General features: G+C 41.1%; 20 protein-coding genes and 1 pseudogene. 17 read left to right on the forward strand and 4 right to left on the reverse strand.

Features of this window, described 5'->3' with window-relative positions; translation table 11 throughout:
* Positions 1-24 precede the first annotated feature (24 nt).
* A complete protein-coding gene (locus MF4642_RS08050) occupies positions 25-1,575 on the reverse strand; it encodes a circularly permuted type 2 ATP-grasp protein (protein ID WP_078425880.1) in 1,551 nt (516 codons plus the stop codon).
* A 239-nt stretch (positions 1,576-1,814) separates the two neighbouring features.
* Between MF4642_RS08050 and MF4642_RS08055 the strand changes: the two genes are divergently transcribed.
* Positions 1,815-2,816, forward strand: coding sequence for a helix-turn-helix transcriptional regulator (locus MF4642_RS08055; RefSeq protein WP_078425881.1), 1,002 nt, complete (start codon positions 1,815-1,817; stop codon positions 2,814-2,816).
* 453 nt (positions 2,817-3,269) lie between these two features.
* Here the strand turns inward: MF4642_RS08055 and MF4642_RS08060 are convergent, their stop codons facing one another.
* Entirely contained in the window at positions 3,270-5,063 is a 1,794-nt protein-coding gene (locus MF4642_RS08060; RefSeq protein ID WP_078425882.1) for a tetratricopeptide repeat protein, read from the reverse strand.
* 94 nt (positions 5,064-5,157) lie between these two features.
* Positions 5,158-7,038, reverse strand: coding sequence for a tRNA uridine-5-carboxymethylaminomethyl(34) synthesis enzyme MnmG (gene mnmG / locus MF4642_RS08065; RefSeq protein WP_078425883.1), 1,881 nt, complete (start codon positions 7,036-7,038; stop codon positions 5,158-5,160).
* Between the two features lie 252 nt (positions 7,039-7,290).
* Here mnmG and MF4642_RS08070 point away from each other — a divergent pair, with 252 nt between their 5' ends.
* The 8 genes from MF4642_RS08070 to purD all read left to right on the forward strand — a co-directional run bounded on the left by MF4642_RS08070 (position 7,291) and on the right by purD (position 15,255).
* Positions 7,291-7,641: a hypothetical protein gene (locus tag MF4642_RS08070; protein WP_004696401.1), complete on the forward strand. Its 351-nt coding sequence runs from the start codon at positions 7,291-7,293 to the stop codon at positions 7,639-7,641.
* A 138-nt stretch (positions 7,642-7,779) separates the two neighbouring features.
* Entirely contained in the window at positions 7,780-8,667 is an 888-nt protein-coding gene (locus tag MF4642_RS08075) for a bile acid:sodium symporter family protein (protein ID WP_078425884.1), read from the forward strand.
* Between the two features lie 44 nt (positions 8,668-8,711).
* Positions 8,712-9,593 (forward strand): bile acid:sodium symporter family protein, encoded by an 882-nt coding sequence (locus tag MF4642_RS08080; RefSeq protein WP_078425885.1) that lies wholly within the window; start codon positions 8,712-8,714, stop codon positions 9,591-9,593.
* Positions 9,594-9,707: 114 nt separating this feature from the next.
* Positions 9,708-10,610: a 50S ribosomal protein L11 methyltransferase gene (prmA, locus tag MF4642_RS08085; RefSeq protein WP_004696394.1), complete on the forward strand. Its 903-nt coding sequence runs from the start codon at positions 9,708-9,710 to the stop codon at positions 10,608-10,610.
* A gap of 18 nt (positions 10,611-10,628) precedes the next feature.
* Positions 10,629-11,528, forward strand: coding sequence for a DUF3426 domain-containing protein (locus tag MF4642_RS08090; protein WP_078425886.1), 900 nt, complete (start codon positions 10,629-10,631; stop codon positions 11,526-11,528).
* A 380-nt stretch (positions 11,529-11,908) separates the two neighbouring features.
* Entirely contained in the window at positions 11,909-12,178 is a 270-nt protein-coding gene (gene fis / locus MF4642_RS08095; protein WP_001086304.1) for a DNA-binding transcriptional regulator Fis, read from the forward strand.
* A gap of 90 nt (positions 12,179-12,268) precedes the next feature.
* Complete coding sequence (gene purH, locus MF4642_RS08100) at positions 12,269-13,843, forward strand: bifunctional phosphoribosylaminoimidazolecarboxamide formyltransferase/IMP cyclohydrolase (protein WP_078425887.1); 1,575 nt, start codon at positions 12,269-12,271, stop codon at positions 13,841-13,843.
* Positions 13,844-13,971: 128 nt separating this feature from the next.
* On the forward strand, positions 13,972-15,255 hold the full coding sequence (purD, locus tag MF4642_RS08105) for a phosphoribosylamine--glycine ligase (protein WP_078425914.1): 1,284 nt from the start codon (positions 13,972-13,974) through the stop codon (positions 15,253-15,255).
* 40 nt (positions 15,256-15,295) lie between these two features.
* On the opposite strand, the gene MF4642_RS08110 is transcribed toward purD, so the two are convergent.
* Positions 15,296-16,384, reverse strand: coding sequence for an AraC family transcriptional regulator (locus MF4642_RS08110; protein ID WP_078425888.1), 1,089 nt, complete (start codon positions 16,382-16,384; stop codon positions 15,296-15,298).
* A 204-nt stretch (positions 16,385-16,588) separates the two neighbouring features.
* Here MF4642_RS08110 and MF4642_RS08115 point away from each other — a divergent pair.
* From MF4642_RS08115 to cysE, 8 genes and pseudogenes are all read left to right on the forward strand, one after another.
* Positions 16,589-17,479, forward strand: a pseudogene (locus MF4642_RS08115) (3-hydroxyacyl-CoA dehydrogenase).
* A 703-nt stretch (positions 17,480-18,182) separates the two neighbouring features.
* Positions 18,183-19,055, forward strand: coding sequence for a MetQ/NlpA family ABC transporter substrate-binding protein (locus MF4642_RS08120; protein ID WP_078425889.1), 873 nt, complete (start codon positions 18,183-18,185; stop codon positions 19,053-19,055).
* A gap of 73 nt (positions 19,056-19,128) precedes the next feature.
* The gene (locus MF4642_RS08125) at positions 19,129-20,154 is read left to right on the forward strand and encodes a methionine ABC transporter ATP-binding protein (RefSeq protein WP_078389205.1); all 1,026 of its coding nucleotides are present in this window, start codon (positions 19,129-19,131) and stop codon (positions 20,152-20,154) included.
* Positions 20,151-20,846 (forward strand): methionine ABC transporter permease, encoded by a 696-nt coding sequence (locus MF4642_RS08130; protein WP_078425890.1) that lies wholly within the window; start codon positions 20,151-20,153, stop codon positions 20,844-20,846. The genes MF4642_RS08125 and MF4642_RS08130 overlap by 4 nt, the downstream gene beginning before the upstream one ends.
* Before the next feature lie 86 nt (positions 20,847-20,932).
* Entirely contained in the window at positions 20,933-21,433 is a 501-nt protein-coding gene (locus tag MF4642_RS08135; RefSeq protein ID WP_227518529.1) for a hypothetical protein, read from the forward strand.
* 313 nt (positions 21,434-21,746) lie between these two features.
* Complete coding sequence (dnaE, locus tag MF4642_RS08140) at positions 21,747-25,316, forward strand: DNA polymerase III subunit alpha (protein WP_078425891.1); 3,570 nt, start codon at positions 21,747-21,749, stop codon at positions 25,314-25,316.
* A gap of 33 nt (positions 25,317-25,349) precedes the next feature.
* The gene (locus MF4642_RS08145; protein ID WP_005400658.1) at positions 25,350-26,198 is read left to right on the forward strand and encodes an RNA methyltransferase; all 849 of its coding nucleotides are present in this window, start codon (positions 25,350-25,352) and stop codon (positions 26,196-26,198) included.
* Positions 26,191-27,000: a serine O-acetyltransferase gene (gene cysE, locus MF4642_RS08150; protein WP_078425892.1), complete on the forward strand. Its 810-nt coding sequence runs from the start codon at positions 26,191-26,193 to the stop codon at positions 26,998-27,000. The genes MF4642_RS08145 and cysE overlap by 8 nt, the downstream gene beginning before the upstream one ends.

Raw genomic sequence — 27,000 nt, forward strand, 5'->3', positions numbered from 1 at the left:
GTTCTACCCTCATATTTGTTTATTTTATGAATGTAAGTTTTCCACGACCCAAGTGTCTTTAATTCCTCCTCCTTGGGATGAGTTGACCACCAACGAACCTTCTTTCATCGCAACACGTGTTAAACCGCCAGGGACAATTTCGGTACGATAGGGTGAACTGAGCACAAACGGTCTAAGGTCAATATGACGCTCAGACACACCCGATTCAGTCATGGTTGGACTAACTGAAAGCTCTAAAGTGGGCTGGGCAATATATAAATGCGGCGTCGCCATGAGCTTATCTCTAAATTGCTCAATTTGGCTTTTACAGGCTTGCGGTCCAATCAGCATACCATACCCACCCGAACCTTGCGCCTCTTTGACCACTAACTGCTCAAGGTTCTCCAGTACATAAGCCAAATCTTGCTTGTCACGGCATTGATATGTCGGAACATTTTTTAAGATAGGTTTTTCACCTAAATAAAACTGAATCATTTTATCGACATAAGGATAAATCGATTTATCATCCGCAACCCCTGTGCCTGGTGCATTCGCAATAACCACGTTATGACTCAAATAAGCCGACATCAACCCTGCGACACCTAAAGTACTGTTCGGCATAAAGCACAGCGGATCAAGATAAGCATCATCCAAACGGCGGTAAATCACATCCACTCGTTGACGGCCCCGAATGGTTTTGACATAGACCTTATCATGCTCTACAAACAAATCGCGCGAAGTCACCAAAGGCACATCCATTTCACGGGCTAAAAAAGCATGTTCATAATAGGCACTATTAAAACGTCCCGGTGTCAACACCACGATGAAAGGCTGATCGACATAAGCATTTTCAGCCAAAATTTGTTTAAGTAATTGTGGATATTGTTCTATGCCTAAAATATGGTTCTTCTGCATCAAATCTGGCATGAGTTTTTCACTAATCTTACGACTTTCAAGCATATAAGACACGCCCGACGGCGTTCTTAAATTATCTTCAAGTACATAAAACTCACCCTGCCCATCACGGATAATATCAATTCCACTAATTTGGCTATAAATCTGACCTTTTAAACGGTGCTCATACATATGCGGTTGATAAGCCTCATGCGTCAACACTTGCAGTTCTGGAATAATTTTCGCTTTGAGAATGTCTTGTTGATGATAAATATCATGTAAAAATAGATTTAAAGCCCGCACACGTTGAGCAGAGCCAAGGGAGATTTTATTCCATTGTTGTTTAGCGATCACACGTGGAATTAAATCATAAGGAATGGTGCGCTCAATACCCTCAGATTCACCATATACAGTAAACGTAATACCTTCATATAAAAAATGCTGTTTGGCAATTTGGTTCAGTTCTTCGAGTTCTTCTACACTATGCTGTGACAACCAGTGCTCAATACGCGCACAAGCCTCACCCGACATCGCTTGGTCATCTGTCATTTCATTAAAGAAATTCGAGGTTATTTGATGAAACAATCCAACAGACTGGCTCGATAGACGATCATGAGAGTGAATCGGATTTAATACAGGAGAGTTAAGCTTATATCCGTCCAACATCGTATTTACATTTGTATCTTTATCTTCTTTAAACATACAAACCTCTCAATTGTTATCGATATGTAACCCATACGTAGCAATATCTATGCCATGGATTTCTAAAGATGCTTTGTTTATTAATCGATAAAAAACGCATTGCTTCAATTCTATTTCGCATTAAGTTGTGTCAAAAAATATAACTGAAAAATTTCAAGCAAAGCTTGCTTAAACGAATGAGTTTTCTTATTGTGTTCACATTCAAGTAAGTAATTTCGACTCCTAAATTTTATTAAACTATGTCTATACAAGAAAAAGAAACGTCCAATAGTCTCTATCGCCAATGGCAAATTTTGTCTCGTCTTTCCACTGGAAAATGGATGGGAACTCGAGAGCTGCAAGAGATTTTACAACGTGAAGGCATCGATATTACTTTGCGAACCATTCAACGTGATTTAAATCAAATCTCTCAACGCTTTCCGATTGAAAACAATGGCGCTGTACCTCAAGGTTGGCGTTGGCGTTCTGATGCTCCGATTCAAAGCTTACCGCACATGACCAGCTCTCAGGCGGTGACGTTTATGATGGTTGAAGAACACCTTAAACATCTTCTTCCTCCCAGCTTAATTGAAGAAATGAACCCGTGGTTTGACTTAGCACGTCGTAGCCTCTCTACTCAAAACAATGTGCGCCAATGGATTAACCGCGTACGCATTGTCCCGGCGACACAACCGCTGATTCCCCCGATTGTGGAAAAAACAGCGCAGCAAGCCATCTATGAAGGACTACTCCAAGACAAACAACTAGAATGCGTTTATCAAGGTTTAAACCAAGCAGCTGAAGCAAAAACGTATACGCTCAATCCACTCGCATTGGTTCAAAAAGGTGCAATTATTTATCTGATTTGTACCCGCCACGACAAAACTGATATTCAAACCTTTGCACTGCACCGTTTCAAATCAGCGACGGTTTTAAACACTCGTGCCTTACACCCAGTCAATTTCGATATCGATGAATACATCGAATCGGGTGCATTAGGTTTCCGTGTAGACTTTTCAAAACCCACAGAAACCGTTGCACTCACCCTGACTATGACTGAAATAGATGCACTGTATTTGGAAGAAACCAAACTCAGCACCAATCAGGTTTTAGAACCGCTTGGAAATGGGCAAATCTTGGTTCATGCGACCGTCCCTTTTACCAATCAACTGGTGTGGTGGTTACGTAGTTTTGGGCATAAAATTAGTCACATTGAACCCAAAGAAGTTCGTGATGCAGTTAATCAGACCATCACCGACTAAAATAAAAAAAGCCCCAAGTATTCGGGGCTTTACAGTTTTTTTGGTATTAGATATTTGAATTGCTTGGGTTTGTCGTTTTCATTGCTCATCTTGGTTTAATGCCTCCCCTAAACCAAGATAAGTGCGCTGTTTTTGATGATTGATACAAACTAGCATTGGCATGCAAGCTCTCCACTGTTAAAACGGATCGATTTCATCGTCATGGTGTTGACCTCATGTTAAGAACGTTAAATCAATTTAAAATACAGTGGGGCTTTTGTGAAATAACATGATTGGCTATTTTTATCTGTTTTTATCTTAAACAACTCTTTTGCTTTGTATATCTTCCAAAACAAAAAGCAGACCTTATAGTCAGCAGGCTTAGGATTAGCCTTCTGCATTTCCAAATGCCGATCTCAAAAACCGCCCTCATCAGCAATCGTTACAAATCATCCGCGTTTATTTCTTCCAAAATTACCACTTGCTACGTTTAGGCCGCTTTTCTTCAATACGCACCAATCCCTTGAGGGCTTCATTATTGATTCTGTCATACATTTTTAAATACTCTGGATTCAACTGCTCTCCGATATATTCAGGCGTATACGATGTACAAGGTTTTCGTAATGAACGCTCATACCATTTTTGTGCAACGTCTAAATCGGCATTAAAATAGAGCCCTTTTTCATACAAATAGCCAATTTTACATTCCGCATATTGGTCTTTTTGATCAGCCGCTTTTTGAATCCAATATACGGCTTCTTCCAAATTTTTCTCAGTGTACAAGCCATTTAAATACCAATAACCCACTTGGTACTGTGAAGATGCCTCACCTTTTTGGGCATTCAGTAAAAATAGTTTGAAGAATAGTTGTTTGGCTTCATCCATATGCAGAAATGAATCAATCTTTTGGATTTGTTCATTAACCTGATCAATTGAGTAGTCCCGTGCATTTTTGAGAACATGTTGAGCCTGTTGCAGTGGACTTTCTTCGGTAAAGGATGCGATTAATTGCATTGCTTCTGCCTGCATCTCATCTATCCCAGTGATACGCGCATCCAGTACTACATTTAAATGTTTTCGAGCCAATTCGAAGTCTTGCTCAACACCTCGTCCTTCTAAATACATACGACCCAAACTTAAATCTGCCGCTATGACCTGACCTGCTACTTGTTGATACAGTCCAATTACCATATCTAAATCAAGTGGTACACCTAAACCATGCTCATACTTATCCGCTAAATTATTGATCGCAACGGGATTACCCAGATCAGCAGACTTTTGATACCAATAGACACATTGCTCGTAGTCTTGTTGAGTCCCAATACCATCTTGATACATCCAGCCTAAATGATAATAAGCATTTGCCAAAACACCTTTTTCAGTTTCGGGCGCTTGTGACGAGATTCGATGATACAGATAAAATGCTCGTGCCGAATTAATCACATGTTCGCTCACCACGCCATAATTTGGATAAACTGAATTGACCAAGAAACACGTTAACCAGCCAAAACGATAATAAGCCGCCAACCCCAATGTGGCTGCCCAACAACCCTGTTCGGAGGACTGTTCCAAGAGCTGCAAACTTTTTTGTAAATCTTGTTCGGTGCCATGACTTCGTGCATAGCATCCCGCCAACTGATATAGCGCTATGCTATCCTTTTTGGACGCGGCTTCTCGATACCAGTTAAAGCTTCCTTCTAGACTTTTTTGTAAAATTCCGCCTATGAATAATTGCTGCGCTAACTGACACATCGCAGGGGTATAACCCGACTGAGCAGATTGACGTAGTAAATCAATATAGAGCTGAAACTCACGCTCTTGGTAGGCTTGATCTGCCAAATAATATTGATAAATACCCCGATGTTGCTCGGCTTTACCTCGAATGAGTTGAAGGATTAACGCTCCATGTCCTGTTTCATGCTCAGAAAAACACTCAATACGTTCAATCAATCCCAAACTTTTAGATACTTGCTCCAAGGGTAAAAACCATCGTGTAATGGTATAGAGTCCCGGAACATCTTGCATTTTCACAATGTCAGAAGATGGCTCAGGATCTTTGGGTCGAACCAAAGCTCTCAGCATCTGCATAGGAGATTCTGCTTCTGGTGGCATTAAATTTACCCCAACCAGTTCTCCATCATTGGTTTTAGCAACCTCCCAAACTTTCATAATGGCTTGATCAAATTGATAAAACTCACTACTTTGATTGAGCCAGATAACCACATCACCCGCGCGAATCTCTTCTCCGCTTTTATAATGTAATGACATAATTCACCTTATTTTTTATTGTATATTTCCCCTGCACAGATTTTACCCAAAAAAAAGCCCGCATAAAGCGGACTTTTTCAATAACTTTCAAATATTAAGCAGATTTTTTCGCTTGTGCATTTTTACGGATCGTAATCATGATCAATTGCACTGCTGCAGGTGTTACCCCCGGAATACGATTTGCTTGAGCCAATGTCTCAGGACGTACATCTTTCAATTTTAAAGTAATTTCACGAGATAAGCCTGAAACGACATCATAATTAAAATCGGCTGGAATTTTAGTTTCTTCCAAACGCTTCATTTGCGCGACATCTTCATGCTGACGGTTAATATAACCTGCATATTTCACCGCGATTTCAATTTGATCGCCCACTTGTGCAGAGACTTCAGAACCTGTGAGCTCCGCAATTTGAGCAAATGAAATATTCGGACGTTTTAACAAATCAATCGCAGAACACTCTTTCGATAAATCTGCACCCGTCATTTCAACAAATTTTTTGCCCATTGGGTTGTTTGGTGCTGCCCAAAGGTGTTGTAAGCGACCAGTTTCTTGTTCAACGGCTTCCATTTTTTCACAGTAAGCAGCCCAACGCTCGTCATCTACCAAGCCCATTTCACGGCCTACTGGGGTTAAACGTTGATCCGCATTGTCTTCACGTAGCATCAAACGATATTCGGCACGTGAAGTAAACATACGGTACGGTTCTTTCGTACCGAGCGTAATCAAGTCATCCACCAATACGCCAATATAGGCTTCATCACGTTTTGGTGTCCATTGCTCTTGATCCCAAGCACGACGCGCAGCGTTTAAGCCTGCAAGCAAGCCTTGTGCACCCGCCTCTTCATAACCTGTCGTACCATTGATTTGACCAGCAAAGTACAAGTTATTAATAGCTTTGGTTTCTAAAGTAAATTTCAACGCTTGCGGGTTGAAATAATCGTATTCAATAGCATAGCCCGGACGTAAAATGTGCGCATTTTCCATCCCGCGAATTGAACGAACCAGCTCAAACTGCACATCAAACGGAAGTGAAGTTGAAATACCATTTGGATAAAGCTCATGTGTATCTAGACCTTCAGGCTCTAAGAATACTTGGTGTGAGTCTTTATCGGCAAAACGGTGAATTTTGTCTTCAATGGATGGGCAGTAACGTGGCCCCACACCTTCAATAACACCAGTGTACATCGGTGAACGGTCTAAACCGCCGCGGATGATGTCATGGGTTTTTTCATTGGTATGTGTAATATAACAATTCACTTGTTCAGGGTGCATAGATGCATCACCCATGAATGACATAGTCGGTGATGGGAAATCACCCGGCTGTGGAATCATCACAGAAAAATCAACCGAACGCGCATCAATACGTGGTGGTGTACCGGTCTTTAAACGACCCACCGGCAAATTCAATTCACGTAAACGGTGTGCCAGTGAAATTGAAGGTGGATCACCTGCACGGCCACCGCTTGATTTTTCAAGACCAACGTGGATTACACCACCCAAGAACGTTCCTGCGGTGAGCACGACTGTTTTCGCATCAAAGCGGATACCCGTTTGAGTTACAACACCTTTTACGGTATCACCCTCAACAATCAGGTCGTCTGCGGCTTGCTGGAAAATATCGAGATTTGCTTGGTTTTCTAAAGTGTCACGAATCGCGGCTTTATAGCGAATACGGTCTGCCTGCGCACGTGTTGCACGAACGGCTGCACCTTTACGTGAGTTTAGGATACGGAACTGAATACCCCCTTTATCGGCAGCCAATGCCATTGCACCGCCTAAGGCATCAATTTCACGCACCAAATGCGATTTACCAATACCACCAATTGCTGGATTACAGCTCATCTGCCCTAAAGTCTCAATATTATGAGTTAAGAGTAAAGTCTGTCGCCCCATACGTGCCGCAGCCAATGCTGCTTCTGTACCTGCGTGACCGCCGCCGATAACAATGACATCGTAAACTTTAGGATAATGCATAGTGGTAAAGGAGATTAAAAATGATAACGAAAGATTATAGCAAATTTTCGATTGTAAGTTGACAGATTCCGTGGAATTTATTGTATATGCGGTGCTGTGCTTACTGCGCCAGCGCTAGGTTTATGTAATTTTACTTGCAGAGCAGTAGCAAAAACTCAACAAAGGATGCGTTTTGTTACCTGAAAAGCCTTGCATTAATTTGATCATTTTTTATCCTATAAGTTGATCAAACAACAACCAAAGGTAAGCATTATGAATAAGAAAATTCTTTTTTCATCCATTCTCTGCGGTTTATTTTTTTCGCCTTTTGTATCAGCCAACGACAAAGTTGAAAAGGTTTATGACAGTCAACGTTATCAACAAGTCTGTAAAGGCAAGTCACAAGGAACAGCGGTTAGTTTTGCCTATCGAGGCATTATTTGGAATGGTACCTGTGAACCTCAATTTTTCCCAAGCTCAAAAAATGCCAATATTCATGGTGATGAAGCTGAGTTAGCCAGCATTTGCCAAGGCGACTCAAAAGCGACATCAATCAATATCGAAGGTAAAGAAATCAAAGGCAAATGTGCCCTTGGTTTTGTAGCACCTAAACCAAGAATGTAATCAAAACAACTTAAATTTCATGCTGTATTGAGGGTAAAAAATAGTCCATTTTTTACCCTTTTTTCTACCTTGTAAATTATTGAATTCTGTATACACTCAAAAAACACAAAAGATAAAAACGAATAAAAAAGGTATTCCATGGATTCGGAATTGTTTACAGTTTTTTTGCCTTTGACTTTGGCATTAATGATGATGGGTCTTGGTTTACACCTACGCCCAGCTGATTTTTATCGCCTCACACTGCACCCCAAAGTCATTTTCATCGCGTTATTTTCACAGTTGGTGCTGCTGGTGGGCATTGCATTCCTCATTTGCCAGTTTTTAAATTTAGCACCTATTTTTTCGATTGGTTTGATGCTCGTTGCAGCCTCACCAGGTGGGCCAACGTCAAACCTATTGACCTATTTATTTAAAGGTGATGTTGCGCTCAACATTACTCTCACGGCTACGAACTCCATCATTTCAACACTAACCCTGCCTTTTATTATTAATTTTTCACTGATGTACTTTCTACAAACATCACAACCCGTTGACATGCCCGCCATGAAAATGATGAAAGTTTTTTTCATCACTTTACTTCCAGTCAGTATGGGCATGTTTTTACGTTATTACTTTCCAAAACTTGCCGATAGATTAAACCGCCCAATGCGTATTTTGTCTGCAAGCTGTCTTCTTTTTATCTTTTTTCTCGCACTGTACTTAGAGCGACATAATTTTGTTGAATATGTGTTTGAGATTGGGCCAGCCGTAGCCTTATTCTGCTTCTGTAGTATGTTTATTGGTTTTTTTGTGCCACATCTGGCCAATATTCCAGAAAAACAAGCCTTAACCTGCTCTTTTGAGATCACCATTCACAACACCGCACTTGCCATTACACTTGCCCTGTCAGTCTTAGGCAACACTGCCATGGCCATTCCTGCCGGTATTTATTCTATTTTCATGTTTGTATTTGCTGCGTTATTGGGCCTATTAATCTCGCGAAGAAATGACAGTTTATTTTTGAAGAAAGAGACCGCAGCTGAATAATTTCACGGTCATGATTTATATAATTTTAAGGAGAATATACACCTATGGATTCAGGAATTATCACTATTATGTTACCTCTAGCTCTTGCCATCATCATGATTGGCTTGGGCTTAGAGTTAACCCCAAAAGATTTTGCACGTGTGAGCAAACACCCCAAAGCAGTATTGGTTGCTTTATTTTGTCAGTTGGTACTTCTTGTTGGAATTGCCTTTGTGATTTGCAAAGTGCTCAACTTACCGCCATTGCTTGCCGTTGGCTTAATGCTATTAGCAGCTTCTCCTGGTGGCAGTACTGCAAATTTATTTAGCTATTTGTTTAAAGGTGATATTGCGCTCAATATTACATTAACAGCCATTAACTCCGTTATTGCAGCGTTTACCTTACCGCTAATTGTCAACTTTGCCATTCAGTACTTTATGCAGGATGGACAACACGTCAGTATGCAGTTTAGTAAAATCTTACAGGTTTTCTCAATTATTCTTATCCCTGTCTGTATTGGTATGCTAATTCGCCACTATGCACCCTCTTTTACCAAGAAGCTGAATAAACCCTTACGTATTTTTTCTGTTGTGTTTTTAGTCTTAATCATTGTTGGCGCAATAGCCAAAGAACGCGCCCATATTCTGGAGTATCTGACTCAGGTCGGTTTAGCCACAGTCATTTTCTGTATTTGTAGTTTAATGATTGGTTATTTTGTACCGCGACTACTGGGGATCAACAGTGCTCAAGCACGGGCTTGTGCATTTGAAATTGGCATTCATAACAGCACCCTTGCCATGACCATTGCACTCACCGTGATGGCCAGTACCACCATCGCCATGCCCGCAGCTGTCTATTCTATTTTTATGTATATCTTTGCTGCCATCTTTGGGACATTACTCAACCGTTATGCCCCATCGGTTCAAACCAGCACAGAACAAGCCTAGAACTGATATTGGTCTAAGGATGCTTCGGCATCCTTTTTTATTTTGAGGAATGCTGTCGAACTGTCCCCCGTTCCGCTACAATATTTATTTATACATAAATATTAGGTTATTCCTGTGAAGTGGCTACAAATTCATATTACGGTTGATCAAGCGCAAGTCGATTTTACTGAAACCCTTTTAGAATCTTTGGGTGCAGTCAGTGTCACATTAGATGATGCAGAAAACCAAGACTTACTTGAACCACTTCCAGGTGAAACGCCACTTTGGAATAAAGTCATTGTGACAGGTATTTATGCGCAAGAAGACGATGAAGAAATTGATGTCAATGCATTAGAAACTTTTATTCGCACTCAAATGCCTGATGCACCGATGCGTAGCGAATTTCTTGAAGACCAAGAATGGGAACGCACATGGATGGATGCCTACGAACCAATTCAAATTGCTGACAAATACTGGATCGTTCCTGAATGGATGGAAGCACCAGAACCAGATGCAGTCAACATTAAACTTGATCCAGGCTTAGCGTTTGGCACGGGGAACCATGCCTCTACTTTTCTTTGCCTGCAGTGGTTAGGTAAAACTGATGTTAAAGATAAAATCGTGATCGACTATGGTTGCGGTTCAGGTATTTTAGGTGTTGCTGCTCTACTTCTTGGTGCAAAAAAAGTCTATGCCACAGATATTGATCCACAAGCAATTTTAGCCACTGAACAAAATGCGGCGCTCAATGGCGTGGCTGAGAACCTTTATGTCGGCTTACCAGATGAGTTTAATTTAGAGCTGGCTGACCAAAAAGCAGATGTCTTTGTTGCAAATATTTTGGCAGGCCCGCTTATGATGTTAGCGCCGGAATTCGCAACTTTGGTCAAATCTGAGGGAGAGTTCGCACTTGCAGGTGTAATTGAAGAGCAAGTTTCTGATGTTTCTAGTGTTTATTCTGAGTTTTTTGATATATTAGAGGTCGAGAAACGTGATGAAAACTGGTGCCGAATCTCGGGTAAACGCCACACCCTTTAAATGAACTCTTAATACACTATGAGCGACAAACAAACCTCTTGCCCTAAATGCCTAACCATCTACAAAGTAAGTGTTGCACAACTCACTGTTGCGCAAGGTATGGTTTGTTGCCCAAAGTGTTCGATGACCTTTAATGCGCTCTCGCATTTAACCACGGGTCATACTTTTGACACAGGTGAGGAAAGATCGTCGAATCAGAATGACATGAGCATGTCTTCAAATTCAGCATTTTCCTCTCCTCGTGTAGACAGCATTCATTTTGATTTATCACAATCTGCTGCGCTTTCAATGTCGACATCAAATTTGCTTGATATTTTCAACCTGAAAGTTGAGCACTCCAACATTGACCTCAAAACCTATTTAAACAATTTAAACTATTTTAGTACCGACCCGATTGGTAACTATCCTGCCATGAACTTGGCAGACAACAATCCAGCGAAACCGCAAAAAAGCCCGATGTACTATATGCTTTGGGGTGTGATTAACTTCAGCTTATTGGCTTTATTGTGTTTCCAATACTTATGGTTTAACCCACATATCCTCAATAATAGCCCCGCATTAGGTGCAACCTATAATAAAATTTGTCTCGTACTGAACTGTAGCAGCCTACAAGAACGTTACAGTCTGATCAGCATTAATAAATTAAAAGTAAAACGTGTAGACGCACAGAAAACTCAATTTTCAGGTGAACTGATCAACTATCATGACACCAGTCTTCCCTTACCAGATCTTAAGGTCATTTTAAAAGTGGATGGTGAAGTCGATTCAACCTATCAACTACATGCAAATGAATATTTGATTGATAGTCTGGTTGGAATCAAACGAATTCCTAAAAATAGTCCGTTCAAATTCAAATTTAGCTTGCCAGTCAGCCGTAAAAGCTTCAATCATTACAGTTTAGAAATAGTCCAGCCCTAAAATTTAAAAAAAATGTAAAAAAAGTGAAAAAAAATGCAGTTTTCTTGCTCACTTTTTCTTAGACAATGGTATGATACGCGCCACAAAAGCTTAGTGCTGCAATCTCCTCAGTCTTTTAATACAAATAGAACATCAGCAAAAATGCGCGTTATCGAAATATCGCGTATTGAGCAGATTTTTTTGTTTAAAAAAGGTCGGTAACAAATATTTAACTATTGTTACGCTTATATTTCGACCAACTTAGCGATATTGTGGCATGCTAAATGTACAGTTTTAGAACTAGTCGTTTTAGGATCTAAAACGAAGTTCATTTTAATTTTAGACCACTTTATATATGTCACTTTACCCAAGTGATATTTAGATTTTTCGGATTACTTCGCATGAATAGCAAATCTCCTATTTTTACTGCACAGTCTGATGTCGCTCTTCGTATTCACGTAGATCGCGCAGTTCGCCACTATTTTGCACAACTGCAAGGCGAGCAACCATCTCAGGTCTACGACATGGTGCTGGCAGAAATGGAGAAACCTCTTCTATCTGTAGTTTTAGAATATACCCGCGGTAACCAAACACGTGCTGCTGAGATTCTAGGACTTAACCGTGGAACTTTACGTAAAAAGTTGAAAGCTCACGGTTTAATGAGTGAATAAATGATAAAATGCTTGCGGCTTCCGCGGGCATTTTTTTTACCTGCTATTTTTGGCTTTTTGTTTTAATTCTTGATAACTGTGACGAAGATCATGACCATTAAACGCGCTTTAATCTCTGTTTCCGATAAAACTGGCATTGTTGAGTTCGCTCAAAACCTTGTTGCTCTAGGGGTAGAAATTTTATCTACTGGCGGTACATATAAGTTGTTAAAAGACAACAATATCGCTGTAGTTGAAGTTTCAGAGCATACGGGTTTCCCAGAAATGATGGATGGTCGTGTAAAAACGCTACACCCGAAAATTCATGGTGGTATCTTAGCTCGTCGCGGTCTAGACGAAGCTGTGATGGCTGAACACAATATCGATGCGATCGATCTTGTGGTTGTAAACCTTTACCCATTTGCTGCAACAGTCGCTAAACCAAACTGCTCACTTGCGGATGCGATTGAAAATATCGACATCGGCGGTCCAACTATGGTTCGCGCTGCGGCAAAAAACCATGCTTCTGTCGGTATTGTGGTCAATGCTACAGACTATGACACTGTTGTTGCTGAGCTAAAAGCAAATGGTGCTTTGTCTTACGAAACTCGTTTTGACTTAGCCGTTAAAGCATTTGAACATACAGCACAGTATGATGGCATGATTGCTTCTTACCTAGGCGCTCGCGTAGGCAAGGAAGAAGGTCAAGCAGACAAGTTTGCACGTACCTTCAATACACAATTAAATAAAGCTCAAGACTTGCGTTATGGTGAAAACCCGCATCAGTCAGCAGCATTCTATGTAGAAAGCACAGCAACTGAAGCCTCTGTTTCAACAGCGAAACAACTTCAAGGTAAAGAACTTTCTTATAACAACATTGCAGATACAGATGCCGCACTTGAATGTGTGAAATCATTTGCAAAACCTGCTTGTGTCATCGTTAAACACGCAAACCCATGTGGCGTTGCGGTGTCTTTAGATGGTATTCAAGCGGCATATAACTTGGCTTATGCGACAGATCCTGAATCAGCTTTTGGCGGCATCATTGCATTCAACCGTGAATTAGACGTTGCAACTGCACAAGCGATTGTTGACCGTCAGTTTGTGGAAGTGATCATTGCGCCAAGCATTGCTGAAGGCGTACTTGAAGTCACTGGCGCGAAGAAAAATGTTCGTGTTCTCGTTTGTGGTGAATTACCGGCACTTGATGAACGTGCGCCACAACTTGACTATAAACGCGTAAATGGCGGTTTATTGGTTCAAGACCAAGACTTAGGCATGATCACCAAAGATGATCTAAAAGTCGTGACGAAACGTGCACCAACGGATGCTGAAATTGATGACTTAATTTTTGCATGGAAAGTTGCGAAATACGTGAAATCAAATGCCATTGTTTATGCTAAAGGTCGTCAAACCATTGGTGTAGGCGCAGGTCAAATGAGCCGTGTTAACTCAGCGCGTATTGCTGCAATTAAAGCGGAGCATGCAGGCTTAGTGGTTGAAGGTGCTGTAATGGCGTCTGATGCATTCTTCCCATTCCGCGATGGTATTGATAATGCAGCGAAAGCAGGCATTAAATGTATCATTCAACCGGGTGGTTCTATGCGTGATGAAGAAACCATTGCTGCTGCAGACGAAGCAGGTATTGCGATGGTCTTCACGGGCATGCGTCACTTCCGCCACTAAGTGATAGATGCAGACCGTAATGACAAAGTCATACATGTGGTTTAAAACAGATTTCTAAATCTTACATAAAGTCCTCTCCTTCTTAGGCTGAGGACTTTATGTCATTTCGATTCATGGAGTATGAACCGATGAACATTTTAGTTTTGGGTAATGGCGGTCGTGAACATGCGTTGGCATGGAAAATCACGCAAGATGAAAAAGTTGCAAAAGTTTTTGTTGCACCAGGTAATGCAGGAACTGCAACAGAAAACAAATGTGAAAATGTTGCACTCAACATTTTAGACAATGTTGCAATTATCGACTTTGCAAAAAACAATGCAGTAGATTTGATTATTGTGGGTCCAGAAGCACCGCTTGTAAATGGTGTAGTGGATGCTTGCCGCGCGGCAGAGCTTCAAATTTGGGGCCCAACTCAATTTGCTGCCCAGTTAGAAGGCTCAAAAGCCTTTGCTAAGCACTTCTTAAAACGCCACAACATTCCTACTGCGTTCTACGATGTATTTACTGAAGTCGATGCAGCGAAAGCATTTGTTGAAAAAAATGGCGCGCCAATCGTGATCAAGGCCGATGGTCTTGCTGCGGGTAAAGGCGTAATTGTAGCCATGACTAATCAAGAAGCTTTTGATGCGATTGATGACATGTTGGCGGGCAACAAGTTTGGTGATGCTGGTTCTCGTGTTGTGATCGAAGAATTCCTTGCTGGTGAAGAAGCGTCTTTCATTTGTATGATTGATGGCGACAACATCTTACCAATGGCAACATCTCAAGACCATAAGCGTATTTTTGAAGGCGACCAAGGTCCAAACACGGGTGGTATGGGTGCTTACTCTCCTGCTCCTGTGGTGACTGCAGATGTATTTGAAAAAACCATGAATGAAGTGATGCGTCCTACCGTTGAAGGTATGAAAAAAGACGGTCACATTTATACAGGTTTCTTATACGCAGGCTTGATGATTGATGACAAAGGTCAACCAAAAGTGATCGAGTTCAACTGTCGTTTTGGTGACCCTGAAACTCAGCCGATTATGATGCGTTTAAAATCATCATTGGTCGATCTGGTTGAAGCTGGTATTGCAGGTAATCTTCCAGCAGAAGCTGAATGGGATGAACGCAAATCAATTGGTATTGTTCTTGCTGCAGAAGGCTACCCAGAAACCGTTCGTCAAGGTGACGTCATCTCTGGTCTTGGTCAATCTCCTGAAAACACAAAAATCTTCCATGCGGGCACAACAATGAGTGCCGACGGTCACATCTTGACTGCGGGTGGTCGTGTTTTATGTGTCACAGCTCTTGGCAATACCGTACTTGAAGCGCAAATCAATGCTTTAGAAGTTTGTGGTCAAGTCACATTTACGGGTATGCAATATCGTACAGATATTGGTTATCGTGCTATTGCGCGTGAAAATGCTTAAAAACATTCATACTTTAAAAACCCGCTAAATGCGGGTTTTTTTATTGCAAACCGCTGCGAAGCTTTTTTAGTTGTCTCGGTGTTACACCAAACCAATTCTTACAGGCACGGCTTAATGCGGACTGCTCGGAAAAACCCAGTACAGAAGCGATTTGGCTCATCGATGCTTTTGAGTCGGCTAAATATTGCAACAGCAGTTGTTGTCTAAGTTTATCTCGAATCTGCTCAAAGCTGGTGCCCTCTTCATCCAATTTACGTTGTAAGCTTCGAGGATGCATCGCAAGCATATTTGCAATATCTGTTTTATTGGCCTTTGGACCCGATAAATGAATGCGTATCGCATGTCGAACACGATCGCTAAATGAACCTTGATGACTCCGAAAACTCCGCTCCAAATAGCTGTCCACAATTTCACGTAAACCATGATCAATACTATCTAAAGTAATATTCAACATATCTTTGTGGAAATATAAAGCTGCATGCTGTTGATCAATCATGACTTCGGCATGAAAAAACCGTTTATACACATTTAAGGGGGCAATTGGACTATGCGGCAGTGCAACTCGAAGCGGCTGATAACGCCCACTACTTAAGTAACGAAGAACCCGATGACACACAGCGAGTCCCATATCCATGGTTTGTCGTTTACTTAAAATATGTGTAGCGTCATGGAGCTGAATATCAAAAATAAGTTCAACAATATCCGAGTTGGATTCAAATACATCTGTGCTAACACGATCATTAATATATAAACGTAAAGCAGAACCATGTAAAAACAGTAAATCTGAACTGTATTTAATCACCTCACGAAGTGTCGATGCACTTTGTAAGATCAGCCCAAGTACACCCAAAATACCAATATCTTGATACTGAGAGATCCGCAAACCTAAATCGGCACAGTTGGCCTGTTGCGCACTTTCTTCTAGAAGTTGAATGAGTGCTGTATGCGAAATCCATACATTATCATCTTGTAATTGTGCAAGTTGAATTCCATGCTTGGCCAACAACGGCATTGGGTCGGTGCCCAATTGTTGCATTACCTCTAGATAGCCACGTAGCCCTGAACTATGCACCATATCCTCATGGATATTTTTCGGGTACTCAACTGCGAGTGAATCTTCCTGATCCATTCCAACAATCCTTGTCTCAATACGTCAAAAAATTGACTCATTACGTCAAGTTAGCATAAAAAAGCCACGGCAGAATAGTCCCTATGAACAATTTATTTGTTCATCCATTTTGCGCATCAAACATCTAAAACGACTGCGCAAATAAATGTAGCACATGGATATGAAGGCTACATTTTTCATCAAGGATAAAACAAGGAATATAGAATGAATTTTAAGAATGTAACTGTTGCTGGCAGTGGTGTACTCGGTTATCAAATCGCGTTTCAAACAGCATTTCATGGCTTTAAAGTAACAGTGTATGACATTAATGACGAAGTCCTTGATAAAGCCAAAGCTAAATTTTTTGAATTATCTGAATGCTACAAACAGGAAATGAATGCCACTCAATAGCAACTCGATAACGCATTTAACAATCTAAGCTATCAATCAAACCTTGCTGAAGCAGTCAAAGATGCAGATTTGATGATTGAAGCCGTACCTGAAGATCCAGCTATCAAGCGCGAGTTTTATGAAAAACTTAGTCAAGTCGCACCTGAAAAAACAGTCTTTGCAACCAATACTTCGACATTACTACCAAGCCAATTTAAAGACGTGACTGGACGTCCCGAAAAATTCTTAGCATTACATTTTGCCAATCGAATTTGGGTACACAATATGGCAGAAATCATGGGCCATGACTCAACTGATAAAAAAGTATTTGATGACTTAGTTGAATTTGCCAAAGCCATCGACATGTTGCCAATTCCAATTTACAAAGAACAGCCAGGTTATGTGCTTAACAGCATATTGGTACCGTATTGCATCTCTGCATTGGAACTTTGGGTGAACAAAGTTTCTGATCCAGAAACCATTGATAAAACATGGATGAAAGCCTACATCTCTCCAAAAGGGCCTTTTGCAATCATGGATATGATCGGAATTACCACCGTCTATAATGTTGCAAAATTAAATGTTGACGCCAATCCAGCAATGGCCCGTATCGTGGAAAAACTACAAGCTGAATTTATTGATCTGGGCCATTTAGGTATGCCTACGGGCAAAGGGTTTTATAATTACCCAAATCCTGCATATGAATCAGCAACCTTTTTGAAATGATTAAGTATTGAAATATCAACCGAAGCTCTAGTTGTTTTTTGATATTTCAACTTCTTCGCATACAGCTCAAACTAAAGCATCACTCTTTTTTAGTGATTGCTTTAGTTTGTTCTCACAAGCATCAAAAAAAACTAAGACTCTAAGTTGCTTTAAAAAAATAGAACATACACCTTGTAATAACTATTTCTCCTATACCCCGAATGCATTAAGCCCATGCCGTTCTTTTAAGAGCGTTAGGATGACTACTCTGCATACATTAGGTTTTGCACTTTATACTCGTTATATCTATTTTTTGTATTTAGTTTAGATAAAATCTTATAAAGCACAAAATTTATGCAAATTCTTATTTTTAAATAGATTAATTAAAAATAATATATTGTTTTCATTATAAAATTACAAACAAAATGCAAATTACTAATCTATAAATAAGATAAGTATTGAACTTTTATGCTCTATATCGAATATTACTTTGTTGATATGATGTGCAAAATTTAACGATTGAGCAGAGATGTTTCTAGTGAGTTGAAAAAGTTAATCTTTTTCAAAGCGAAAACACATATTCGACTGATATCGAATTGTGCGCTTACAAAACTCACATTACAGTCATATGCATCAAATCAGGAATGCCTGATTTAAAATCAATTGATCTCTCTATTGTTCAGCTAAGTTAAGCCTCGTTTAGATGCTTACTCGGGAAGAAAAAATGAAAAAAATTCTAGGAATTGCGCTGGGTTTATCTGTTGCTTTAACTGGTTGTAGCAAACCTGAAGCACCTGCAACAGATGCAGCTAAAACGGATACAGCGGCAACGGAGCAAACAGTAACCATCGCATCGACTGGCTCTGATGCTGATATTTGGCGCCACATTGCAACTTTGCCAGAAACTAAAGCAGCGGGCTTAAAGTTAGACATCAAAAACTTCACTGACTATGTCGCAATGAATACTGCTGTTGCAAACAATGAAGTCGATGTAAACGCATTCCAATCTTATGCTTACCTTGTGGCATATAACGAAGCGAACACAGCAAAGATTGCCCCTCTTTCAACGACCTACCTAGAGCCTATGGGCATCTATTCAAGCAAAGTCAAAACACTGGCTGAATTTAAAAATGGTGCTACGATTGCAATTCCAAATGATGGTGCGAACGAATCACGTGCATTGTTATTATTACAATCTGCGGGTCTAGTGAAGTTAAAAAATGACTTCGACTTCGTGAAAGGTACTTCGAAAGACATCGTTGAAAACAACAAAGCTCTCGTTATCAAACCAATTCAAATGGCAACAGCTGTACGTGTGAAAGACGAAGTTGATGCAATTGTTTTGGGTAATACCCTTGCAATGGAAGGTGGTCTAAACGTATTGAAAGATGCGATTTACTATGAACCAATCGATCAAACCACAAAAATGAACGTAAACGTACTTGCTGTGGCTGAAGCGCGTCAAAATGACCCTGTACTGAAAAAAGTCGGTGAACTTTACCATGTCGCTGCAGTCGGCAAATATGTTCAAGAACATTTTGGCGGCACAAAAATTGATGTGAACAAGCCTGTAAGCTACCTTACTCAAGCTAAATAGTAATATAATCAAATCAACGAAACAGGCAAAGTCTCTTTGCCTGTTTTTTCATTTTTGTGTAGTTTTTGACGATATGATTCAATTTAAAAACATTTCAAAGCACTATCAGCTGAAAGGCCAAACCATTCCTGCACTGGACCAAATCAATTTGGATATTCCAGAAGGTAGTATTTTTGGCGTTATTGGCTATAGTGGTGCAGGTAAAAGTACCCTCATTCGTTTGATCAATTTACTTGAACGTCCAACCGAAGGCCAAGTAATTATCAATCAGAAAGACTTTACTGCATTAGATGCAAAAGCATTACGTCAAGAACGTGCAAATATTGGCATGATTTTCCAGCATTTTAATTTACTGCAAACCAAAACCGTTGCAGCCAATATTGAAATGCCCATGAAACTTTTAGGTTATAGCAAAGCTGAACGTGAAAAACGTTTGAATGAGCTACTTGAGTTTATTGATCTCAAACACAAAAAAGAAGCTTATCCAGACGAGCTTTCGGGTGGTCAAAAACAACGTGTCGGTATTGCACGTGCGCTTGCCAACCATCCTAAAATATTACTTTGTGACGAAGCGACTTCTGCACTAGACCCGCAAACCACCAAGTCAGTTTTAGACTTGCTCAAAAAAATCAATCAAGAGCAAGGCATTACCATCGTCATGGTGACGCATGAAATGGATGTGATTCAAAGCATCTGCTCACATGTGGCCGTGATGGAACTCGGCAAAGTGGTTGAAACTGGGAAAACGGTGGACTTATTTAGTCGCCCACAACATGCAACAACACAGAATTTTATTCAAACGATTTTACATCAACAACTACCGATTAAACTTCTGAATAACCTCGAACATAAGCATCATCATAGTATTTACCGCTTACAGTTTCTTGGTAACTCTGCACACGAAACCGTAATTCAAAACTTAATTAAACAGTTTGATATTAGTCTCAATATCCTGTTTGCCAACATGATTGAAATTGATGGCAATGTGATTGGACAAATGTTTGTTCAGCTCTTGGGCGATGAAAGCCTGATTGCTGAAGCGGTTGAGTTTTTAAAACAACATGGTGTGGCTGTTGAACAATCAGGAGAGCTGGCATGAGAGATTTAATTGTCCAGTGGTTAACTCAAATCACAGCGCCTTTTTGGAAAAGCTCTTTATCAATTGACCAGTTTATTACTGCTTTGCAAGAAACATTTCATATGGTGTTTTTTGCAATGCTATTTGGCTGTATTTGGGGCTTTATTCAGGCCATCATTTTATTGGTCACACGTCCTGATGGTATTTTGCCAAACAAAGCGATTTATCGTAGCCTCAACCCAATTGTGAATGCCCTGCGCTCTCTGCCCTTTATTATTTTGCTGATTGCGGTTTTACCTTTAACCAAACTCATCGTCGGCACATCGATTGGCACGTGGGCAGCGATTGTTCCGCTCACCATTTATGTTGGACCATACATTGGTCGTTTGGTGGAAACTTCATTACTGGAAGTGAATGAGGGGATTATCGAATCTGCACAAGCCATGGGTGCAACTCCACTACAAATCATCTTTAAATTTATTTTACCTGAAGCACGCAGTTCACTGATTTTAAACTTAACCACAGCCACGATTAGCTTAATTGGTGCAACCGCGATGGCCGGTGCAGTGGGTGCAGGTGGTATTGGTGACCTTGCTATTTCTTATGGTTATCAACGTTTTGATACCAGTGTCGTGATCCTCACGGTGATTGTGCTGTTAATCATGGTGCAAATTGTACAATCCGTTGGCGATTGGCTATCTAAACTGCGCTAACAAAACTAAGCTCTCAATATTGGGAGCTTTTTTTCAGGTCTAAGTTTTATATCATGCGGCAAACAAAACTTTTAAAAGCTATAACGATGAAAATAACAACTCTATTGATCAGTCTAAGTCTTTTGCCGATGCTCAGTCATGCAGCTTCAAATCCCTATAACTACGTCACCAGTGTGAAAGTGAATCAGGTTGAACTCAATGCACCCGTGTCAGCACATCAAGTCAGTCAATTACTCTCTCATCCGAATGGAAAAACCAGCAAACTATATGCCGAATGTACAGGCAACTATGAATACAGTATTACAAGTACCCAACCCAAAAGCCTAAAGTTTGAGATTTTTAACGAAGATAATCCAAAGATTCAGACTGAAAAATTCTATAAAGACAAAACGAATTTCAAACAACTCGGTCAAACCAAAGGCCGTGTTTGGCTTGACTGGAAAAGCACTCAAGCGATGAGTGAAAATATACGCGTGCAAAATATTCAGATCACACCGAATTATACTTTGCAGCAGTTTAAACAAGACTTTAAATACAGTGCACAAGGTATGGTAGCATCAGGTGAAGCCCAAGTTTTGCTCTTGTAGCCCAATGAAATCAAAGCCTTTCTAAAAGAACCGCAAGACTTTGCCCCACCCTACACGGCTTATCTCAACTTTGGTTTTAAAAATGGACGGTTAAGCAGCTTTGCCATTCAGCAAGCAGTGGCCTGCTAAAGGTTTTTATGCCAAGAAACAATGCGACTAACATTGACTTTTCTAAGTCGTTTAGAACTTACTGACAATAAAATAAACAGTCCAAACACTGCGACCTATTAAATTTTGCCAATTCATTTGAATGGCACTCAGAATGAAGGCAGAGCATGTTAAACTATCCAGCGGTTTTTGCAGGGACTCACTTATGCACTTTGTACATCTTTGTATTCATACAGAATTTTCAATCACAGAATCAATTGTACGTATACCTGATTTAGTCAAAGCTGCTAAGGCAGAAGGTATGCCAGCCCTTGCCATTACTGACTTATCTAACTTACATGCTGCTGTAAAATTTTATGGTAAATGCTTAGATAATGGCATCAAACCGATTATGGGTTCAGAAGTTCGTTTGAACGATGCTGAACATCGCGTGACATTATTGGCGATGAGCAATGTTGGCTGGCGTAATCTAACCGAACTGGTTTCAGAAGGTTTTATCCGTGGTCAACAGCTTGATATTCCTTGCGTTGCAAAAGACTGGATTTTAGAGCAAAACCATGACCTGATTGCGCTACTTGGCATGCGATCTGATGTCGGCAAAATGCTCTGTACATCGAATCCGCAAAAAGCCGAACCTTTACTCGAAGAATGGATTGCAAAATTTGGCAATCGTGTTTATTTGGCTCTATGTCGAACAGAACGCTCAGGTGAAGATGACTTCAATTATGAAGCCTTAAAACTGGCTAAAAAATACAATATTGGTGTAGTTGCGCACAACGATGTGCACTTCATGAAAGAAATAGACTTTGAAGCACATGAAGCCCGTGTCTGTATTGCCGATGGTTATGTATTAGGGGATAATCGCCGACCAAAAAATTATTCTCCAGAACAATATTTTAAAACTGGCCAACAAATGGCAGAATTATTTGCAGACATTCCATCTGCAATTGAAAATACTTATCAGATCGCGAAGCGTTGTAACGTTACCCTGCAATTAGGTAAATACTTCCTGCCTGACTACCCTATTCCTGAAGGCCATACCATTGACACCTACTTTGCACATTTATCCAAAGTAGGTTTAGAAGAGCGTTTAGACTTTTTATATCCACCTGAAACGCGTGATGAATACTGGCCTCAAAAACGTAAAGAATACGATGATCGTTTAGAGTATGAAATCGGGACCATTCTTAAAATGGGTTTCCCGGGCTACTTCTTGATTGTCATGGACTTCATTCAATGGTCCAAAGGTAATGGCGTTCCCGTTGGTCCAGGTCGTGGTTCAGGTGCAGGTTCACTTGTTGCATACAGCTTAAAAATTACGGATCTCGATCCTCTCCCATACGGGCTACTGTTCGAACGCTTCTTAAACCCAGAACGTGTTTCAATGCCCGATTTCGACGTCGATTTTTGTATTGCTGGTCGTGATCGTGTGATTGACTATGTGGCGCGTACATACGGACGCGATGCAGTATCACAAATTGCCACTTTCGGTACCATGGCAGCCAAAGGCGCCATTCGTGACGTGGCACGTGTTTTGGGTAAATCCTATGGTTTGGCAGACCGAATCTCAAAAATGATTCCGACCAAGCCTTTAGGTCTAAGCCTTGAAGAGTCCATTGAAGCAGAGCCACAGCTTAAAGATATTGTCACCAACCCATCCAACCCAGACAATGACGATGCGGCTGAAATTTGGGAAATGGCATTAAAACTCGAAGGCATTACCCGTAACACAGGTAAACACGCAGGTGGCGTGGTCATTTCCCCGACTAAAATTACCGACTTTTCTGCCGTCCTATGTGACGCAGATGGTACAGGCCGTGTTGCGCAGTACGATAAAGACGATGTTGAGTCTGCAGGTCTAGTAAAGTTCGACTTCTTGGGTCTGCGCAACTTAACGGTCATTGAAGATGCCGTGAAGAATATCAATAAGCGCATTAAACTTGATGTGCCTTTAGACATTGCTTTCATTCCGCTTGATGACAAAGATGCATACCTCATCTTTGCCAATGCCAACACCACAGCTGTATTCCAGTTTGAATCCGTGGGCATGAAAAAAATGCTCAAGGAAGCACGTCCAAGCAAATTTGAAGAAATTATCGCCTTCGTATCCCTTTACCGTCCGGGCCCAATGGACCTGATTCCAGACTTTATCCACCGTATGCATGGTGGCGAGTTTGAATATCTTCACCCCCTACTTGAAGTTGTACTTGAGCCGACTTACGGCATTATGGTTTACCAAGAACAGGTAATGCAGGCAGCACAGTATTGTGCGGGCTATAGCTTGGGTGGTGCGGACTTACTACGTCGTGCGATGGGTAAGAAAAAGCCCGAAGAAATGGTCAAACAGCGCCAAATTTTCACGGAAGGTGCAGCCAAAAAAGACATTGATGAAGCCACTGCCAACCATATCTTTGACTATATGGAAAAGTTCGCAGGTTATGGCTTTAACAAATCGCATGCCGCTGCCTATGCCCTTGTAGCTTATCAAACGGCATGGCTCAAAGCGCATTATCCAGCTGAATTCTTAGCAGCGGTGATGTCATCGGAAATGCAAAACACCGATAACGTGGTGTTCTTGATTGATGACTGTCGCCACAATGATATAGAGGTATTGCCGCCTTCGGTCAATATGTCTATCTATCAATTCCATGCTTCGGACGATAAAACGATCGTTTATGGACTCGGTGCAATTAAAGGCGTCGGTGAAGCGGCGATGCAGTCGGTCATTGACTCGCGTATTCAAGATGGGCCTTATCGTGATTTGTTTGATTTCTGCCATCGTATTGATCTGAAAAAAATCAATAAACGGACTTTAGAAGCATTGATTCGCTCAGGTGCTTTAGACTGCCTCGGCATTGAGCGCTCAAGCCTAATGGCGCAGCTACCTGAAGCGGTACAAGCGGCAGATCAAGCTCGCTCAAACCGTGAAACAGGCATCATGGACTTGTTTGGTGAGGTTGAAGAAGTACAACGTAAACCCGCCAAACCTGTTAAACCTTGGTCAGATGAAGTCCGTCTCAAAGGTGAAAAAGACACTCTAGGGTTGTATTTAACCGGTCACCCAATTGATGTATATCGCACTGAGTTGAAAGCGTTTATTCCGAATAAAATTAATGAACTTACCCCAACCCGTCGTGGTGTTACTACGGTTTTTGCTGGGCTTGTGGTTGATGTAGCTAACTTCCCGAACCGAATGATGGTGACCTTAGATGATGGTACCTCACGGATCGAAGTCTCTGCGAATCATGAACGCTTTATGCGTTTCAAAGACATCATTCAAAATGAAAAAGTGGTGGTAATTGAAGGTGAAATTTACGAGCGTGAAGGTTTTGACCGTCCAATGGGTCGCTTAACCAAAGCATTTACGCTGAATGAAATTCGCCAAAAACGGGCCAACTGTATTCAAATTCGTCTCGATCCAACACATAGCATAAAAACACTGAGCCAAGATTTAAAAAATATTCTTGCACCCTTTTGTAATGTCGATATGTGTAATCACATCCCGCTGCAATTGCTGTTGGACTACCCGTATGCCACGGCTGAATTACACTTAGGGATTAATTGGAAAGTGGCGCCGCAGGATGAACTGCTTTCTAAACTCCGTGACTATTTTGGTAAAGAAAATCTTCATGTGGAATATCAAGTCAAATCCAAAGCCGCCAAAGCGGTGAGCTATGAAGAAGCCAAACCTGTAGATGTACCACCGCCACCTGCGGATATGAGCATGGATGATGCCATGGACTTATATCAGGCTGAAGTCGGTCAGTTCTCTTAATTATTTAAATTTTAAAGATTCATTGGAAAAATCATGAGCCAATTTGACAATGCCGCTGTTTCAGCGCATCTCTCCCATGTGCGTATTGTCATGGTCAATACCACACTCCCTGCGAACATTGGGAGCGCACTGCGCGCCATGAAAACGATGGGACTCTCAAAACTGGTTTTGGTTGCGCCAAAAACCTATCCACATCCCGATATCGATGCTTTGGCTGCGGGTGCAACTGATTTAATCGAGCAGATTGAAATCGTTGAAACCCTTGCTGATGCCATCAAAGACTGCCATTTAGTGTTTGGCACGAGTGCGCGTAGTCGTACCATTCCTTGGCCTTTGCTAGACGCACGTCCCGCAGCTGAAAAATCAATTTCAGCAGTGGTGAATGATCAGCAAGACGTTGCTGTTGTATTTGGCCGTGAAGACCGCGGACTGACCAACGAAGAACTCGCCATGGCTAACTATCATGTCACCATTCCTGTAAATACAGACTATGGTGTACTAAATGTGGCTCAAGCGATTCAAGTGATTTGTTATGAAATGCGTATGGCCACACTGGCTGCTGTGGAAAGCGGTAAAGATGAAACTGCAACCATGCCTGTAACAGATACTGAGTCTATGCAATGGGATGAGCCTTTGGTCACCCATGAGCAAATGGAACAGTTCTACCCGCACATTGAAAAAATGTTGGCCGAGATTGAATTTTTAGATCCAAAAAATCCTCGATTACTGCCTTTACGCTTGCGTCGTCTTTTTGGACGTATACAATTAGATCGTATGGAATATCATTTACTTCGTGGTATTTTTAGTCGTGTACAAGCTTTAAATAACGGCACATGGAAAAAGTCAAATACGGATCAAACAGAGGATCAATCTAATGCTTAAACAGCTCAAAGAAGATATACAAGCTGTATTCGCGCGCGATCCTGCGGCACGAAACACTTTAGAAGTTCTAACCACATATCCAGGCATTCATGCCTTGATCATGCACCGCATGGCGCATGAGTTATGGAAAAAAGAATGTAAAGGCTCAGCTCGTTTATTATCTTCTTTTAGCCGATTTGCAACAGGTATTGAAATTCACCCGGGTGCTAAAATTGGTCGTCGTTTTTTTATTGACCATGGCATGGGCGTCGTGATTGGTGAAACCGCTGAAATTGGCGACGATGTGACCTTATATCACGGTGTCACTTTAGGTGGAACCACATGGAATAAAGGCAAACGTCACCCGACCTTAGAAGACGGTGTGGTGGTTGGTGCTGGTGCTAAAATTTTAGGCCCTTTTACTGTTGGTAAAAATGCGAAAGTCGGCTCAAATGCAGTCGTCACCAAAGCAGTTCCAGCCGACACCACAGCAGTTGGTAACCCTGCACGCTTTATTTCTAAAGATAAACCGAAAGATGAAGCAGAAACACGTCGTCGCGATTATGCAGAAAGTATTGGTTTCCAACCTTATGCTGCAACGCAAGACCAGTCTGATCCAATTCTTGAAGGTATGCGTGTTCTACTTGACCGTATTCAGCTGAATGAGAAACGGATGAGCACCCTATGCCAACGTTTGTCTTTGCTTGATCCAACTTTTAAAAAGCAACAACAAAATGAACAACCCTTTAGTGCTGAAGAATTGAAAATTTTGGAAGATGTACGCCGCGAATGTGAAGCTCAAAGCCTACCATCCAATGACTAA

The sequence above is a fragment of the Acinetobacter sp. MF4642 genome (assembly GCF_002018925.1).
GTDB lineage: Bacteria > Pseudomonadota > Gammaproteobacteria > Pseudomonadales > Moraxellaceae > Acinetobacter > Acinetobacter johnsonii.

Excerpts from the sequence above, each read along its gene's own strand:
- MF4642_RS08070 (WP_004696401.1), top strand. The coding sequence starts at position 7,291 with ATGAATAAGAAAATTCTTTTTTCATCCATTCTCTGCGGTTTATTTTTT.
- MF4642_RS08055 (WP_078425881.1), top strand. The coding sequence starts at position 1,815 with ATGTCTATACAAGAAAAAGAAACGTCCAATAGTCTCTATCGCCAATGG.
- MF4642_RS08145 (WP_005400658.1), top strand. The coding sequence starts at position 25,350 with ATGAGCCAATTTGACAATGCCGCTGTTTCAGCGCATCTCTCCCATGTG.
- dnaE (WP_078425891.1), top strand. The coding sequence starts at position 21,747 with ATGCACTTTGTACATCTTTGTATTCATACAGAATTTTCAATCACAGAA.
- MF4642_RS08075 (WP_078425884.1), top strand. The coding sequence starts at position 7,780 with ATGGATTCGGAATTGTTTACAGTTTTTTTGCCTTTGACTTTGGCATTA.
- mnmG (WP_078425883.1), bottom strand. The coding sequence starts at position 7,038 with ATGCATTATCCTAAAGTTTACGATGTCATTGTTATCGGCGGCGGTCAC.
- purH (WP_078425887.1), top strand. The coding sequence starts at position 12,269 with ATGACCATTAAACGCGCTTTAATCTCTGTTTCCGATAAAACTGGCATT.
- MF4642_RS08060 (WP_078425882.1), bottom strand. The coding sequence starts at position 5,063 with ATGTCATTACATTATAAAAGCGGAGAAGAGATTCGCGCGGGTGATGTG.
- MF4642_RS08120 (WP_078425889.1), top strand. The coding sequence starts at position 18,183 with ATGAAAAAAATTCTAGGAATTGCGCTGGGTTTATCTGTTGCTTTAACT.
- fis (WP_001086304.1), top strand. The coding sequence starts at position 11,909 with ATGAATAGCAAATCTCCTATTTTTACTGCACAGTCTGATGTCGCTCTT.
- MF4642_RS08080 (WP_078425885.1), top strand. The coding sequence starts at position 8,712 with ATGGATTCAGGAATTATCACTATTATGTTACCTCTAGCTCTTGCCATC.
- MF4642_RS08125 (WP_078389205.1), top strand. The coding sequence starts at position 19,129 with ATGATTCAATTTAAAAACATTTCAAAGCACTATCAGCTGAAAGGCCAA.
- MF4642_RS08135 (WP_227518529.1), top strand. The coding sequence starts at position 20,933 with ATGAAAATAACAACTCTATTGATCAGTCTAAGTCTTTTGCCGATGCTC.
- MF4642_RS08130 (WP_078425890.1), top strand. The coding sequence starts at position 20,151 with ATGAGAGATTTAATTGTCCAGTGGTTAACTCAAATCACAGCGCCTTTT.
- purD (WP_078425914.1), top strand. The coding sequence starts at position 13,972 with ATGAACATTTTAGTTTTGGGTAATGGCGGTCGTGAACATGCGTTGGCA.
- MF4642_RS08110 (WP_078425888.1), bottom strand. The coding sequence starts at position 16,384 with ATGGATCAGGAAGATTCACTCGCAGTTGAGTACCCGAAAAATATCCAT.
- cysE (WP_078425892.1), top strand. The coding sequence starts at position 26,191 with ATGCTTAAACAGCTCAAAGAAGATATACAAGCTGTATTCGCGCGCGAT.
- MF4642_RS08050 (WP_078425880.1), bottom strand. The coding sequence starts at position 1,575 with ATGTTTAAAGAAGATAAAGATACAAATGTAAATACGATGTTGGACGGA.
- MF4642_RS08090 (WP_078425886.1), top strand. The coding sequence starts at position 10,629 with ATGAGCGACAAACAAACCTCTTGCCCTAAATGCCTAACCATCTACAAA.